Origin of the sequence: Burkholderia sp. CpTa8-5, assembly GCF_017815045.1 — a bacterium.
GTDB lineage: Bacteria > Pseudomonadota > Gammaproteobacteria > Burkholderiales > Burkholderiaceae > Burkholderia > Burkholderia sola.
In genome coordinates this window covers 46,207-61,463 of sequence record NZ_JAGIQD010000003.1, presented here as the reverse complement: position 1 = coordinate 61,463, position 15,257 = coordinate 46,207, and the positions used below count along the sequence as shown (strand labels likewise).

The following is a 15,257-nucleotide window of genomic DNA, read 5'->3' as shown; positions in this document are numbered from 1 at the left end:
CGATGGGCAACCTGCCGAATCCGGTCGCGCTGATCGCGGTGATCGCCGCGCTCGGCATCGCGCCGTTCGCGGCGCTGATGGTGACGAGCTACACGAAGCTGGTGGTCGTGCTCGGCCTGCTGCGCTCCGCGCTCGGGATCCAGCAGGTGCCGCCGAACCTGGTGCTGAACGGCATCGCGCTGATCCTGTCGCTGTTCATCATGGCGCCCGTCGGGATGTCGATCCGCGACGCGCTGCAGGCGCGCCACTTCGATGCGTCGGGACAGTTGTCGACGTCGGACATCGGCGCGCTCGCCGATGCCGCGCTGCCGCCGATCAAGGATTTCCTCGTCTCGCATACGCGGCAGCGCGATCGCGAATTCTTCGTGCGCACCGCGACGTCGGTGTGGCCGAAGAACCGCGCGGACGGCATCAAGGACGACGACCTGCTCGTGCTGGTGCCGAGCTTCACGCTCGCCGAGCTGACGAAGGCGTTCCAGATCGGCTTCGTGATCTACATCGTGTTCATCGTCGTCGACCTGCTGGTCGCGAACATCCTGCTGGCATTAGGGATGCAGATGATCTCGCCGACCACGATCTCCGTGCCGTTCAAGCTGCTCCTGTTCGTCGCGCTCGACGGCTGGTCGCTGCTCGTGCACGGGCTCGTGCTGTCGTATCGGGTCGCCGGAGCCGGATGATGCGCGCACGCGCCCTGCGAACCGCCGCCGCGTGCGTTGCCGCGCTCGTCGCGCTCGTGCTCGCGTGCGGCCAGCCCGGCGTCGCGCAGGCAACCGGCAGCGCCGCCGGTTTCGCGCAACTCGCTCGCGCGTGCGCGCCGAACGTCGACCCCGCTACGCTCGCCGCCCTCGTGCGCACCGAGTCGGGCTTCAATCCGTATGCGATCGGCGTGGTCGGCGGGCATCTGGCGCGCCAGCCCGCCTCGCTCGACGAGGCGCGCGCGACCGCGCGCGCACTGTCGTCGCGCGGCTTCAGCTACAGCGTCGGTCTCGCGCAGGTGAACGAACGCAATTTCGCGAAATACGGGCTCGACGAAGCGACGATGTTCGAGCCGTGCCGCAATCTGCGGGCCGGCGGCGCGATCCTGACCGAATGCTTCGCGCGCTCGTCGGGCACCGGCCGCGCGACGCAGGCCGCGTTGCGCGCGGCGCTGTCGTGCTATTACAGCGGCAACTTCACGACCGGCTTCTCGAGCGGCTACGTGAGCCGCGTCGTCGCGAGCGCGCAGCGCAACGCGCACGAAGGCGGCATCGAGCCGATCCCGGTCGTGCGCGACGTGCCGCCGCCGGCGCGGCAGCGACGCATGGAGGCGGCCGCGACCACGCCGCCCGACCGCGCGCGCCGGCTGCCGTTGCCGGCCGCGTCCGCCGACGCCCCGTCGTGCCATGCGCGCCCGGTCGTGATGATGTGCCGCGGCTTGCCGGCGAGCCAGGCGAAGCGGCTGTGCGTGCGGTGTCTCGATCAGTAATCGCATGATCGCGCGCGGCGCCGGGCGCGCGCGTCCGCGCCGCTTTCAGGGGTCCGAACGACGCCGCGCGGCATGGCTGCCGCACGCCGCGCGCATCTCGTAGCCCGCGCGACGCCGGGGCGCCGAGCGCTTCCTGCCGCTACGAAACAGCGGCGTTCCCGCCGCCGGGTGCGTCCGTACACTCGAACGATCACGTCGCGGCGTGCAGGACGCCGCGCGTGCCGCGCATCGCGCGGCTCAACGGAGACGAGCATGCTGTTGATCGACGGATTGGGACTGGGTGTCAACTGGCAGCGCTTCCTGTCGGAAACGCTGAATCCGGTCGTTGCACCGCCGCCCCCGCCTCCGCCGCCGCCGAAGAAGGACGATCCGGCCGCCGGGCCCGCGAACCCGAGCGCCGCGCCGCCGATTCCCGTCACCGCATCGCTGGCCACCGATCCGTCGAAGCCGACCAACGCCGAGATCCAGTCCGCGACGTCGCTGATCCAGAGCATGGCCGCGCAATATACGGCGCCGCCGCCCGACATCACGGTCGAGAACGACAAGACGCGCGCGGTACAGAAAGCGATCCAGGACGCGCAGACGAAATACGACAACGCGTCGCAGACGCTGCAAGGCGCGCAGAACGTGCTGCATCTGGTCAACCGCGATCCCGAGTCGACGGCCGACGACCGCAAGACCGCGCAGGCCGACTACGCGAAGGCGCGCACGACGGCCGACACCGCGCAGCGCGAGCTGAACGTGACGACCGACGCCGGCTACATGATCCTGTACGGCGAACAGGCGAACGCCGACATGCCGGCCGGGATGAAGATCGACGATTCCGGCAAGGTGACGGACCCCGGCGACGCGCAGCACGCGGCCGACCAGCAGTTCAAGACGCTGCTCGACGCCTTCCCCGATCATGCGAACGATCCGAACTGGGTGCCGCAACCGGGCGACTGCAAGAACCCGCTGCAGATCCGGCTCTACGACAATTGGCAGACCGCGAGCGCGAAGGCGGCCGTGGGTGCGTCGAAATACTTCGCGGACGTCGCGAATTCCAATCTCGCGTATACGCAGTTCCAGTCGTACCTCGCCGATCCGGACTACAAGGCCGCGCTCGATGCGGGCGTCGGGCGGCTGAACGACGCGTTGCAGCCGCTGGAGCTGCAGGTCACGATGCCCGATGCGCCCGCTTCGCAGGATGCCGCGCAGCAGGCCGTCACGTCCGCCGCGAAGGATGCGAACTATGCGAACGCCGCGTACGGCGCGGCCAACGACAGCCTAGCGCTCACGAACGCGCAGCAGCGCTACGATTCGGCCAGCGGCAAGGAAGGACCGACGGTGGTCGTCGCGAACGAGGTGTCGGACGCGAAGACCGCGCTCGCCCGCGCGCAGACGGCCGCGAACACGAGCGGCGGCTATCTGCAGATGCTGTCCGCGCAGCGGCAGGTCGACACGCTGCAGGCCGACTATACGAAGAAGCAGGACGCATCCAGCGCGTGGCACAAGGACAATCCGCACGCGATGATCAAGGATCCGCAGGTCGACCTGGACCTCGGCGATGCGTATGCGAAGCTCGATCAGGCGAAGCAGCAGGCGAGCATCGCGCACGACGGCTTCGTCGTCGCGTACGGCGCGACGCTCGCGCAGCAGTACGACGATCAGGCGTCGCAGCTCAAGGCGCGGGTGAACGCGCAATCGATCTTCACGAAACCCACGCTTCAAACGCCGCTGCTGACGCCGTCGCTGTCGACCGCGAACGGCCTGCCGGGTGTGCCGGCATCGTCGTTGTCGACGGCGACGTCGGCCGCCCCCACCGGCACGCCGACGCTGCCCAGCGCGTCGCCGCAGGCCTCGCCGACGTTACCCGGGTCCAATGACGCATCGTCGCTGCCCGCGTCGCCGCTGCTCGACCGCCCGTTCCTGCTGCCGCAGTCGTCGGGCCCGACCGCCGCACAGGCCGGCCCGACGATGCTCGACGTAAAGCGCATGCAGACCGTCGCGGGCGCGATCCGCGCGGCCGACAGCCGGATGTCGGATTCGGTCAACGAGCGCGCGACCCAGCTCGCGCTATCGCAGGCGCACATCAAGCAGACGCAGGCGAAGAGCACGCTCGAGTCGGTGCAGAAAAAGTACGACGACTGGGTAGCCGCGAATCCGCCGCCCATGCGCTTTCGCACCGTCTCGGGCGACGACATGATCCCGGCGCCGTCGGCGCCGCGTCCGAACCTGTATCAGGACGAGCTCGACAAGGCGAAGGCGGCCGTCACGCAGGCCGACAACGCGGTACAGCGTCTGCAACTGCTGAGCGAAACGTCGCACCAGCAGGTGCTGATGGACGGGTTCGACGCCGGCCTCGACGAACGGCTGCGCTATGCGGCGCCCGGTTCGGACGCCGAGAACGACTACAAGAAGGCGCTGCACGATTTCTACGAAGCGCATCGCGGCGAGTTGTCGAATTCGCTGCTCGACGCAGCCAGCGCGAGCACGAACAACGGCGGCACGATCGCGTTCGGCAAGTTGACCGACAACGAGCAGCGCAATCTGATCGGCGTCGCGCTCGGCATGCAGCCGGACGTCCAGAACGACGCGGCGTCGAGCGACGGTTCGGATCCCGTATCGCCGACGAAGGACGACGTCGCGCGCTACACCGACAAGGACAAGCTGAAGACGATCAACAGCGTGCGCGACAAGCTGCTGTCGATCGGCGGCGGCGCGACGACGCAGGTCAGCGTGTTGCCGATGGTCTACGCGGCCAAGGATGCCGGCATGACCACCAGCGCGCTGTTCAAGGTCAGCGGCAAGGACGGCACGCAGTACGTCGACGAGACGGCGAGCAACTACGACGACATCAACGATTACATCGACAACAACGAGCTGTCGACGGACGGCACCGTCGACATCGCGACCGGCCACAACGCGGACGGCACGCTGCAGCTCGTGTCGAAGGCCGCGCATCACGAAAGCGGCTTCGACAGTTTTCTGAACACGCTGACGAGCACGGGCCTGAACATCGGCATGATGGTCGGCGGGATGGCGCTCGAAGGTCTCGGCACGCTGCTCGACGGCACCGGCATCGGCGCGATCGTCGGCGTGCCGCTGAACATCCTCGGTGCGGGGATGATGTATACGGCGATCGGCGCGACGATGACGAGCGCCGGACTCGATCTCGCCAATCGCGCCGACCACGGGCGCAGTCTCAATCCGTTTACCGACCCGGGCGCGCGGGCCGACTTCATCAACCTCGTGCCGATGGGCGCGGCGGGCGCCGCGAAGCTGGCCGGCAGCAAGCTGTTCACGCGCGCGGTCACGGCGCTCACGCGCACGCCGAAGGTCGCGTCGGTGCTCGCCACCGGCGCGCGGACCACCGCGGTCGTGACGGGCGTGGGCGGCGCGGTCGAGGCGTTCGGCGAAGCGGGCTACGAGTATTTCGTCACCGGCGACAAGAAAGCGGCCGGCGAGCAGCTCAAGTCCGGGATCACCAACGTCGCGTTGATGGCCGCCGGCGGCCTCAAGGAACGCGCGGTGACGTCGGTGAGCACACGCATCGGCCAGCCGGTGCCGATCCGCGGGGCCGACGGCAAGACCGTCAGCGTCGACAGCCGGACGATCGGCCGGATTCTCAACAGCGGCGACGCGTCGTCGCTCGCGGCCGGCCGCACGCGCGTGACGCTCGACGGCGAAGCCGTCAAGGTGTCGCCGGACGGCACGCTGCGCGTGGGCGACAAGGTGCTCACCTACGACAACACGCCGATTCGCGTGCTCGACCGCGCATCCGCGAAGCGCCTGCCGCCGGGCAAATCGGTGGTGCTCGGCGAGGACGGCACGCTGTCCGTCGTCTCGGTGTCGCCGAAGGCCTGGACCAATGGCACGCGCGTCGACGACGTGGCCGGCACCGGCGAACGCATGTCGTTCGGCCCCGACGGCGAGATGAGCGTGACGCCGAAGATCGTCGCGAAGACGCCGCTCGACGTGCTGCAACACGTGCTCGACCAGGCGAGCGACGCATACCGGCAGACGGTCGCCGGCGCGCAGGCGCCGCGCCGCCTCGCGCAAACGGCGGCCGAAGGCGAAGCCGCGAGCGTATCCGCCGACGCGCGCAGCACGCGCCGCACCAGCGAGGAACACGCCCGCGTACAGCAGCAGCGCGACGAAACCGATGCCGAAAGCAGCACGACCGCGAGCACCAACCGGCGCAGCGCCGACACGCAATCGATGCGCTGGCGGCCCGTCGCGGCCGACGAGCCGGCCGGCCCGGGCACGCGCGCGAAGCCGGACGGCACGCCGCCGCGCGTCAACGCGAAGGTCGTCGATCTGACGGACGACGCACCCGTCGCGCGCGCGGCGACGTCCGATCCGGCCGGCATCGCCGTGCCGCGCGGGCCGAACGCCGAGCCGATGGAAATCGGCGATCGCACGGTCTACGTGGTGCGCAGCGGCGCGACGCCCGACGCGCCGGGTGCGCGGCCATCGTCGCCGCGCCCGCAGGATCTCGCGGAACCGGTGATCGTCGTCGCCGGCGAACACGACGCGGCGCTCGCACCCGAGCTCGCGAACCGCTGGCAGAAGCCCGTCTATGCAGCCGCGCCCGATGCATTCGGGGCGGACGGCCAGTTGCGCGCGGGCGCGCGCGTGCTGCGCTTCGATCCCGCGCCGGAGACGGTCGCGGCCCACGAAGCCGGCCTGCCGGCCGGCATCGCGCCCGACGAAGCGCCGCCGGCTGCGCCCCGCGCGGCTGCCGACGACACGGTGATCGTGCTGGCCGGCAAGCGCGGCCCGAACGAACCGGCGATGCCGCGGACGGCTGCGCCGCCCGAGCCGGTCAACGCGCTCGATGGCGTGTTCAGCGCGCCGAACCGCGTGCTCGTGCTCGTCAAGCCGGAACACGCCGGCACGCCCGAGCGGATGGCGGAACGCGAAACCGCCGCGGCCAACCGCGGCGCACGCGCGCTCGACGACGCCGACGGCCAGGCCGACCGCGCGCCGACGGGCGGCGAACGTCGCACCGCGGCGAACGACGACATCGGCCTCGCCGCCGCGCACCCTGAAACGACCGAGACCGCCCCGCCCGACGCCGGCGCCGCGAAGCCGGGCTGGGTCACGCGGATGCAGATGCGCTTCGGCGGCGCGGCACTGCCCGAAGCCGCGCAGGCGCTCGCGATGCAGTCGGGCACGCTCGCCACGCAACTGCGCATGCTGCAGGACGCCGGCTGGCGCGTGACGCTCGGCAAGCGCGGCGGCGGCAGCCGCATCGATCCGCGCAAGCGCCGCGTGACGATCGACGGCGCGCTCCAGCATCCGGGCAGCATCACCTATACGCTCGCGCACGAAGCGCGCCATGCGGTCGAGGCGATGGCCGGCGTGCTGAACCTCGACTACGGCAACCGCAGCCGCTTCACGCGCAAGGCGCTCGAAGCCGAGGCGCGCGCGCAGATCAACGCGTTCGAGGCACGCTACGAAATCGAGCTCGCGGGCGGCGGCGACATCGCCGCGCACGTGCGCCTGCCGGATGCGATCGAGCGCGAAGGCGCCGCATGGCGCGCGCCGTCGCGCGACTATGCGGGCACGGTCGGACGCCTCGTCGACGCATTCGCCGATGCGCCCGTGTCGGGCCGCGACGGCGAGACCTACCGCGATTTCTACGACGACGTATGGTCGCGCCAGAAGCGCCGCGGCGGCATCCCGCGCCGGATGCCCGCGCCGCAGACGCACGAGACGGGCGACGTGCCGCACGGGGTGCGCAGCTTCGACGAACGCGTGGCATGGAGCCGCGCGCATGCCGAATATGCGTCGCCGTTCGGCGACGGGCCCGTGCCCGCGGCGGCCGACCTGCAGGCGGCGCGCAGCCGCCACTTCACGATGCTGGAGGACGAAGGCGTGTTGATGCTGCACGCCGACACGTTGCCGGACGGCACGCTGCTCGCCGGCGGGCGGCCGGCCGGCGTGCACGAATACGCGCTCGACCAGGCGCCGTCGTTCCTGGTCAAGGATGGCTATTCGATCGTGCTGTCCGCGAAGCACGGCGGCGAGGCGGCCGCCGCCGGGCTCGCGAATCTGTGGCAGCGGCCGGTGTATGCGCCGCCCCCGCACGCGGTCGGCGAACACGCGGCGCTGCTCGACACCGGCGCATTCCGCCGCTACGATCCCGCGCCCGCGGCGCCGCACGATCTCGGGCAACTGGCGGCCGACGCCGAAGGCGTGCACCTCGAAAGCAATCCGGCGGCGCGGATCGACGTCGAGCGTCACGTCGGCGAGCTGCTCGGCGCCGGTGCCGAAAAAACCGTGTTCGCGCTCGGTCACGATGCCGCGCTCGCGGTTTACGACAACGGCCCGCATACGTCCGAAGCGCGCCAGATCGAGGCGGCGATCGACGAGAGCATCGCACTCGACGATCTCGCGTCGTACGGGCTGAAGACCGTGACGATGGACGGTCCGTTCTCCGCGCTGAATCGCGTCGCCGTGCTGTACCGGCCGCTCGGCGTGTTCCACAGCTTCGGCTTCGAGACGGGCGCGCTGCCGCGCGTGGTGTCGCGCGCGGCGCTCGAGCACATCCGGCAGATTCGCGAAGTCGTCGAACGCACCGGCATCGGCTTCGACCTGCAAGGCCTCTTCACACGCGGCGGCGATTTCCTGCTGAGCGACCCCGGTGCGATCGGCATGGGCGCGGGCGAGCATTTCACCACGCTGCAGCGGCTCGCGGTGATCGAACGCGCGCTGACGCAAGGCCTCGAGCGCGGCCACGTCGAACTCGCGCATCCGCGACTCGCCGAAACGCCGCCGCCCGATGCGTTCGTGCAAAAGCCGTCGGTCATCACGCGCGTGCGGATGCGCTTCGGCGGCGCGCCGCTGCCGAAGGAAGCGTACCGGCTGATCGACGCATCGAGCCTGCTGTCGCAGCAGCTTCGGCTCGGCGCCGACGCAGGCTGGAAAGTCGTGCGCGGCAAGCCGGGCGGCGGCAGCAAGATCGACACGCGCCGGCGGCGCGTCACGATCGACGGGGGCCTGCAGTCGACCGGATCGATGGTCTACGTGCTCGCGCACGAAGCCCGCCATGCGCTCGAGGCCGCGACCGGCACGCTCGGGCTCGACTATGGCTCGACGCAGCGCTACGTGCGCAGCGCGCTGCTCGCCGAGGCGCGCGCGCAGGTCAACGCATTCGCGGTGCGCGACGAGATCCGCGCGAACCTCGGCATCGACATCGGCCGCCATGTCGCGCTGCCCGACGCGATCGCCAACGAATACGGCCGCGCGCGGGCCGGCGACGCCGCCTCGCTCGCGCGCCTCGCCGACGCGTTCGAGCACAGCCCGACGTCGCTCGACGGCGGCGTCACCTACGGCGACCTGTATCGGCGCCACGCGCAGGCCGCGCAGCGCGCCGGCGTGACGATGCCGGCGCCACGCGAGACGGCCGCGACACTCGCCGAAGAAACCGCATGGTCGCGCGCACGTGCGGTGAAGGCCTCGCCGTTCGACGGCAAGCCGGTCGCCGGCGTCGACGCGCTGACGCTCGATCGCTCGGGTCCGCTGTCCTACGACCGCGACGGCCGCATCGTGATCGTGCATGGCGTCACCGACGCGCAAGGCCGCCTCGTCGATCCGGACGGCCGGCCGTACACGCCGGTCGAGGTCACGCTCGCGCACCGCTCGGTGCTCGGCCTGCCCGGCTCGTCGGTGATTCTGTCGGCGCGCAACGGCCGCGACGCCGCCGCCTGGCTCGCGAACGTCTGGCAGCGCCCCGTCTACGCGCCGCCGACGATCGCGGTCGGGCTCGGCGCCGAGGCGCGGCTCAGCCATACCAACGCATGGCTGCGCTACGATCCGGCGCCGCACCAGCGCCCGGACCTCGGCGCGCTCGACGTCGACGGCAACGGCGTCCACGCGAGCGGCGATCCGGCCGCACGCGTGCCGGTCGAGCGCTTCACCGGCGCGGCCACCGGCGCCGGCATCGAGAAGACCGTGTTCGAACTGGGCCGGCGCAATGCGATCGGTCTCTACGAGGGCACGGACAATCGCGCGATTCTCGGCCACATCGAATCGATCCGCCTCGAACAGGAAGGGCTCGCGGCGCTGCGCGCACACGGGCTGCGCACGCTGACGGTCGGCGGCCCGTTCGCGGCATTCGATCGCGTGGCCGTGATGTACGCGCCGTTCGCGTCGCTGAGCAGCCACGACGTGATGGCCGGCATGCTGCCGTCGCGCGTCACCCGCGACGCCTTCGCGCAGCTCGACCGCGCGCGCGACATCACCGCGCAGCACCGTCTGTACTACGACTTCGAAGGCGTGTTCGATGCGCACGGCGACTTCTACCTGAGCGATCCGTCGACGGTCATGACCGATGCGCCGAAGCTGAACGTGGAAGGCATCGTCCGCGAGATCGGCACGCTGCGCGTGATGCTCGAGGACGGCATCGCGCGCGGCGCGATCGAGCTCGCGCATCCCGGCATCACCGAGCACTTGCCGCCCGACGCGTTCGTGCAGAAGCCGTCCGTCATCACGCGCATCCGGATGCGGTTCGGCGGCGCGCCGCTGCCCAAGGCCGCCCATGCGCTGGTCGACCGCTCGAGCCTGTTGCGCCAGCAGGTCGCGCTGGCCGGCGAGGCCGGCTGGAAAATCGTGGTGGGCCGGCCCGGGCGCGGCAGCCGGATCGATACCGCGAAGCAGCGGATCGTGCTCGACGGGCAGTTCTACGGCGCCGGCACGCTCGTCTACACGCTCTCACACGAAGCGCAGCATGCGGTCGAGACGATCACGCGCCGCCTCGCGCTCGACCGCTCGTCGCCGGACGCGCTGACCGACAGCGCGCTGATGGCCGAAGCGCGCGCGCAGGCGAATGCGTTCGCGGTGCGCCGCGACATCCTCGACGATGGCGGCATCGACATCGCCCGGGACGCCCGCCTGCCGGATACGATCGCACGCGAAGCCGACCACGTGATGCCCGGCGACGAAGCCGGGCTGCGCCGGCTCGCGACCGCCTTCGGCGACGTCGCGCCGTCCGTGCCGGGCCACGCGACCTATCGCGCGTACTATGCGAGCCAGGCCGACGCGATGCACGCGCTCGGCGTGCTGCGCGAGATGCCGGCGCCCGCGCCGCAGCCGGGGTCGAACGCGCCGGTGCCCGCAGCGGCGGCGGACGCCGCGCGCCGCCAGCATGCGCTCGATCACCTCGCCTCGCACGGCAAGCGCGACCTGATCCGCATCGACGGTTCGCAACTCGCGTCGCTCCAGCAGATGAAGGATGCGTTCGGCACGAATGCGCACGTGCTGATCGCCGAGCATGAAGCGCGGCCGGACGCGTCGATCGACGCGCGCCATGCGCAGCCGAAATTCGTCGCGAGCATGCGCACCGACGAGCACGGTACGTTCGTCGACAAGGCGTCCGCCGATCCGACCGTGTCGATCCCCGACGCGGTCTATCGCGCGCTGAAGGACAACGGCAGCGCGGAACGGGCGGACGTCGATTTCTACGTGTCGCCCGTGCCGCTCGCGGAATTGCGCGAGTACGGCGGCGCCGCGCGGATCACCGCGCGCAGCGACGGCCGCACGTGGGAAGCCGAACAGGCGGCGGCGACGCCCGACGCGGACGTCGTCACGACGCTGAAGTCGCTTGCCGACGCGCCGCGCTTTCGCCGGCCGAAGCAGGCGGCCAAAGCGGCCGGCGACGGCGCGACGCTTTACGCGATCGACAAGGAAACCGGCAAGGTGCTCGGCTACGCGACGCGCAACGCCGCGCACGACTGGACCTATCACGAGTCGACCTCGCTCGGCGACGCGACGATCGCGCCGCGCGATCTCGGCGCCGCATTCCGCCGGCGCGCGCGCAACCTGTCCGGCGGCCGGCGCGGCGTGCGATTCGTCGTGACGGACGTCGCGCACGACACGGTCGAACGCTACGGCGGCTTTGCGCCGGCGGAAATGCGCAAGGCGCTCGGCGACGAGAAGCCGCCGATGCAGAAACTCGGCACGCGCGTGCAGCGCGGCCTCGCGAAAGCCGACCCCGGCGTGCGCCGCAAGATCGCCGAGATCGAAGGCGCCGACAGTCCGTTCCTGCCGCCGAAGCTCGTCCCGGACAGCAAGCAGCTCGCGATCGACTTCAGCGGCGCGAACACGCTGCACCTGATGCGTGCGCTGGAACTGAAGGCGCTGGGCGGCGATCACTACGTGTACGTGTACGAGACCGATCATCCGGTTGCCGAATCGCTGCATACGCGCCGCGGCATCATCGCGATCCACGACGGCAACGCGCTCTGGTACGACAACGCCGAGCAATTGCGCGACCACCCGGACGCGGGCCGCCCGCTCGACGAGATGCCGCTCGGGCGCGGCCCGTTCGGCGCGAACCAGCACTTCCTGCTGTCGACGCTCGCGCCCGAGGCGTTCGATCCGCGCGCGACCGCCACGCAGAAAGCCGCGCTCGCGCAACGACTCACGCAGCTGCTCGACGAGAAGTCGTATTTCGATGCGCTGCCGCAGAAGTTCGACCTCGCCACGCGGTGGATCCGCACGCAGATCGCCGGCCAGATCGATCGCGTGAAAGCCGCTCAGGCCGACCTCGCCGCGGCCCAGCAAGCCGCGCAGCCGGCGGGCGGCGGCGCCAGCGGCGCAACCGGCCCCGCCAGCCGGGTCCGCAATGCGCTGCGCGGCAAGGGCGGCCGGCGCAACCGCCGCGCCGCGAACGCGGCAAACGCGTCGAATGCGCCGAAGCCGCCGAAAACGCCGGCGGCCAAGCCGCTGACGCTGCGGCCCTACCAGCCGAGCCTGGGTTCGAGCACGGTCGCGGAATGGGTGATGCGTTACGGCGCCGCGAAGGTGGCCGACTGGTTCCCGACGATCGACCGCGTGAAGGCGGTCACCGCACGCAAGAACCAGCCCGATGCCGGCGGCCTCGCGCTGACCGACGAACCGCAGACGATCCTGGCCGACGCACCGATGCTGAAGGCGCTCGGCATCCCCATCGGTCTCGCGCGCGAGGTGTCGAGCATGCCGTCGCGCGGGCCGGTCGCCGATCCCGGCGGCGATCACAACCGCTTCGTGAAGTGGATGCAGGCGTACGCCACGCGCCACAGCGCGGCACGCATGATCGACAAGCGCGCGATCCAGGCGTTCGTGCGCGCGCCGGCCGAGATCCAGGACCGCGTCGCGCCGATGGCGCGTGCGTTCAACCTGCGCGACGATCCCGCGCTCGCGGTGCGCTACGTCGAGCAATATGGCGGCGCGATGCCGGTGGTGTCGATTCCGGTCGATCCGCATACGCTCGCGGCCGCGCGCGGCGGCAAGCACGATCCGGCGTTCATCCGGCGCGCGCGCCAGTTCGGCTCCCCGATCGGCGCGCGCTACAACGAGGCCGACGCGACGATCACGCGCGAGGCGCCGGACGGCACCACGCGCACGCTCGAGCTCGACGACATCGCGCATCTGCACAAATGGCTCACCGCGGCATCGCGCCACGGCTTCCAGCTTCGTCTCGAAGCGGCGTCGGGCCGCCCGCTCGTCTCCGCGGACGACCGCCGCACGATCGCCGGCACCAACGACAGCTATGCCGAGTACACACGGCTGATGACGTCGTTCGAGACGTGGTCGCACGATCACGCCGGCGAGCCCGCGCCGAACGTGATGCTGAGCTTTCACGGATGGGACGCCGTGCTCGAACCGGTGCCTGGCGCCGGCCACGTCGAGCTGCTCGATGCGCTACTCGACCGCAAGGCGATCGACTGGCTGCACGTCGGGCTGTCGTACGGCACGCACGGCGCCGACTTCATCGCGAACCAGGACCTGACGCGGGCGCTGGCGGAACGGATCGTCGACTATTACCAGACCGACCGTCACGGCAAGTTCGCACGGTTGCACGGCGCCGATGCGCTCACGCGCGTGTTCGAACCGGTGAGCCCCGAGGCGTTCGCGAACCAGCAGCAGGTGCTGTTCGCGGAGATCGCGCGCATCGGCAAGTCGAAAGGGCTGTCCGACGACGCGCTCGCGACGCTGCGCGGCGAACTGTACGAACGCAACACGACCGCGCTCGTCAACCAGGCGCGCAAGGCGACGATCGAGCATGCGATGACGCAGTGGGCGTCGGCCGATCATCCGCCCGCCACGCGCACCGAAAAACTCGCCCGCCGCTTCGGCGAACGCTGGCTCGCGGAAGCGGGCGGCCGCGCGCCGGCGCGCGGCACCGTCGTGTCGACCGCCGATCCCGCCGGGCCGCTGCCCGACAGTCGCGCGTACTGGCAATCGGTGGTCGAGCGCGAAGCGCTGAAGAACGATCCGTCGAAGCCGATCAGCGTCGGCCGGCAGATCGCGGCGAACCCGAAACAGGCGAAGATGATCGAGGAACTGCAGGCGCTCGCGCAGATCAACGCGCTGCGCGTGCATCGGCCGTCGTTCCGCAAGGCGGAGCTGTGGAAGTCGATCGGCTTCAGCTCGCTCGTCACCGGTGCGGGCGCGCTCGTGATCGCCGATACGCTCGGCGCGACGCACGTGCTGCGGCAGGACATGCTGAGCAGCGCGACGTCGTCGTTCCTGCTGGGCTCGCGTCTCGGTCGCGTGTTCCAGGTCATGCACCAGGGCGCGGTGCGCAGCCTGCAGGCCGGCGATCCGAAAGCCGCGCAGGCGGTGCTCACGCGGCTCGAAGTGACGCTGTCGCGGCAGTTGCGCTCGGGCGCGCACGATTACGGCCAGAACCGGCGCGCGCAGCTCGAGCAGATCTCGAACGAAGCGCGGACGCTGGCCGCGCAGTATGTCGAACTGAACCGCGTCGGGCTGATGAGTTTCGACGACGCGACCACCCACATCAAGGCGCTCGCCGCGGACGTGCTCGCGCAGATGCAGGGCACCGTCGGCGGCACGTCGCTGCAGCAGCTCCATACCGGTAACCCGCGTCACCTGTTCGGGATCGCGGGCCGCGCGGGCGCCGCGATCACGTCGACCGCGACGCTCGCGGTCGGCATCAGCGGCGTGGTGCACGCGCACGGGGCGTTCGATCTCGCCTACGGCTCGGCCGCCATCGCGAGCGGTGCGTTCGGCGCCACGTATGCGGGCCTCGTCTACACGATCGGCGCGCACCGCGTGAATGCGGACAAGCGCAGCCGCATCGTGCGCTTCACCGATTCGGCGAGCGACTTCATGGCCGTCGCGTACGGCGGTCTCGGCACCGGCGTGCAGTGGAGCGGCGGCCATTACGATCTCGCGATCGCGACCGGCGTGTCCACCGCGCTGCTGCTCGGCGGGCGTCTGAACACGCATTTCCCGAACGCGACGCCGCTGATCAAGAAGATCCCGACGGCCGTCGTGCTGATTCCGGTCGGCGCGTTCGCGTACAAGCTGATCGAAGGTCTGTTGACGACGTTCTTCGGCTCGGGGTCCGGTTCGTCGAATCAGTCGAATTCGTCGAATTCGCCGCAATCGAATCTCGCGCCCGGTGCGTCGCCGAGCGCGTCGGCCAGCCGTTCGGCCAGTCCTTCGGCAAGCGCCGCGCCAAGCGCTTCGGCGAGCGCATCGCCCAGTGCGTCGCCTGCCGCGCCGGCGTCGCCGTCGGCCAGCGCCACGCCGCCGACCGCGCAACCGTCCGCGTCGCCGCAGCCCTACATCGTCGTCGCGGGCGATTCGCTGTGGGTCATCGCCGACCAGCATCGCCAGTCGCTGCTCGACGCCGCGCACGTGTCGCGCGCCGATCAGCAGGCGATGACGCGCGGCGAGCAGGATACGCGCGCGTTCAACGAGATCCTGCAGCTCAATCCGTCGGTGTCACGCGATCCGAACCGCCTGTCGGTCGGCACGCCGCTGATCGTCGGCTGATCCCCGCGCGCGGTGCGCG

Annotated in this window: 3 protein-coding genes; all 3 read left to right on the top strand. The window is 70.8% G+C overall.

From position 1 onward, the window contains the following. The first annotated feature begins 2 nt into the window (after positions 1 to 2). Complete coding sequence (gene sctR / locus J8I35_RS06470) at positions 3 to 677, top strand: type III secretion system export apparatus subunit SctR (RefSeq protein ID WP_006480865.1); 675 nt, start codon at positions 3 to 5, stop codon at positions 675 to 677. Further along, complete coding sequence (locus tag J8I35_RS06465; protein WP_124556005.1) at positions 677 to 1,465, top strand: lytic transglycosylase domain-containing protein; 789 nt, start codon at positions 677 to 679, stop codon at positions 1,463 to 1,465. The genes sctR and J8I35_RS06465 overlap by 1 nt, the downstream gene beginning before the upstream one ends. A 252-nt stretch (positions 1,466 to 1,717) precedes the next feature. After that, entirely contained in the window at positions 1,718 to 15,238 is a 13,521-nt protein-coding gene (locus tag J8I35_RS06460) for an LWXIA domain-containing protein (protein ID WP_209924804.1), read from the top strand. Positions 15,239 to 15,257 lie beyond the last annotated feature (19 nt).

Bases quoted from the DNA above. Each gene is read 5' to 3' on its own strand.
- J8I35_RS06465 (WP_124556005.1), top strand. From the start codon at position 677: ATGCGCGCACGCGCCCTGCGAACCGCCGCCGCGTGCGTTGCCGCGCTC.
- sctR (WP_006480865.1), top strand. From the start codon at position 3: ATGGGCAACCTGCCGAATCCGGTCGCGCTGATCGCGGTGATCGCCGCG.
- J8I35_RS06460 (WP_209924804.1), top strand. From the start codon at position 1,718: ATGCTGTTGATCGACGGATTGGGACTGGGTGTCAACTGGCAGCGCTTC.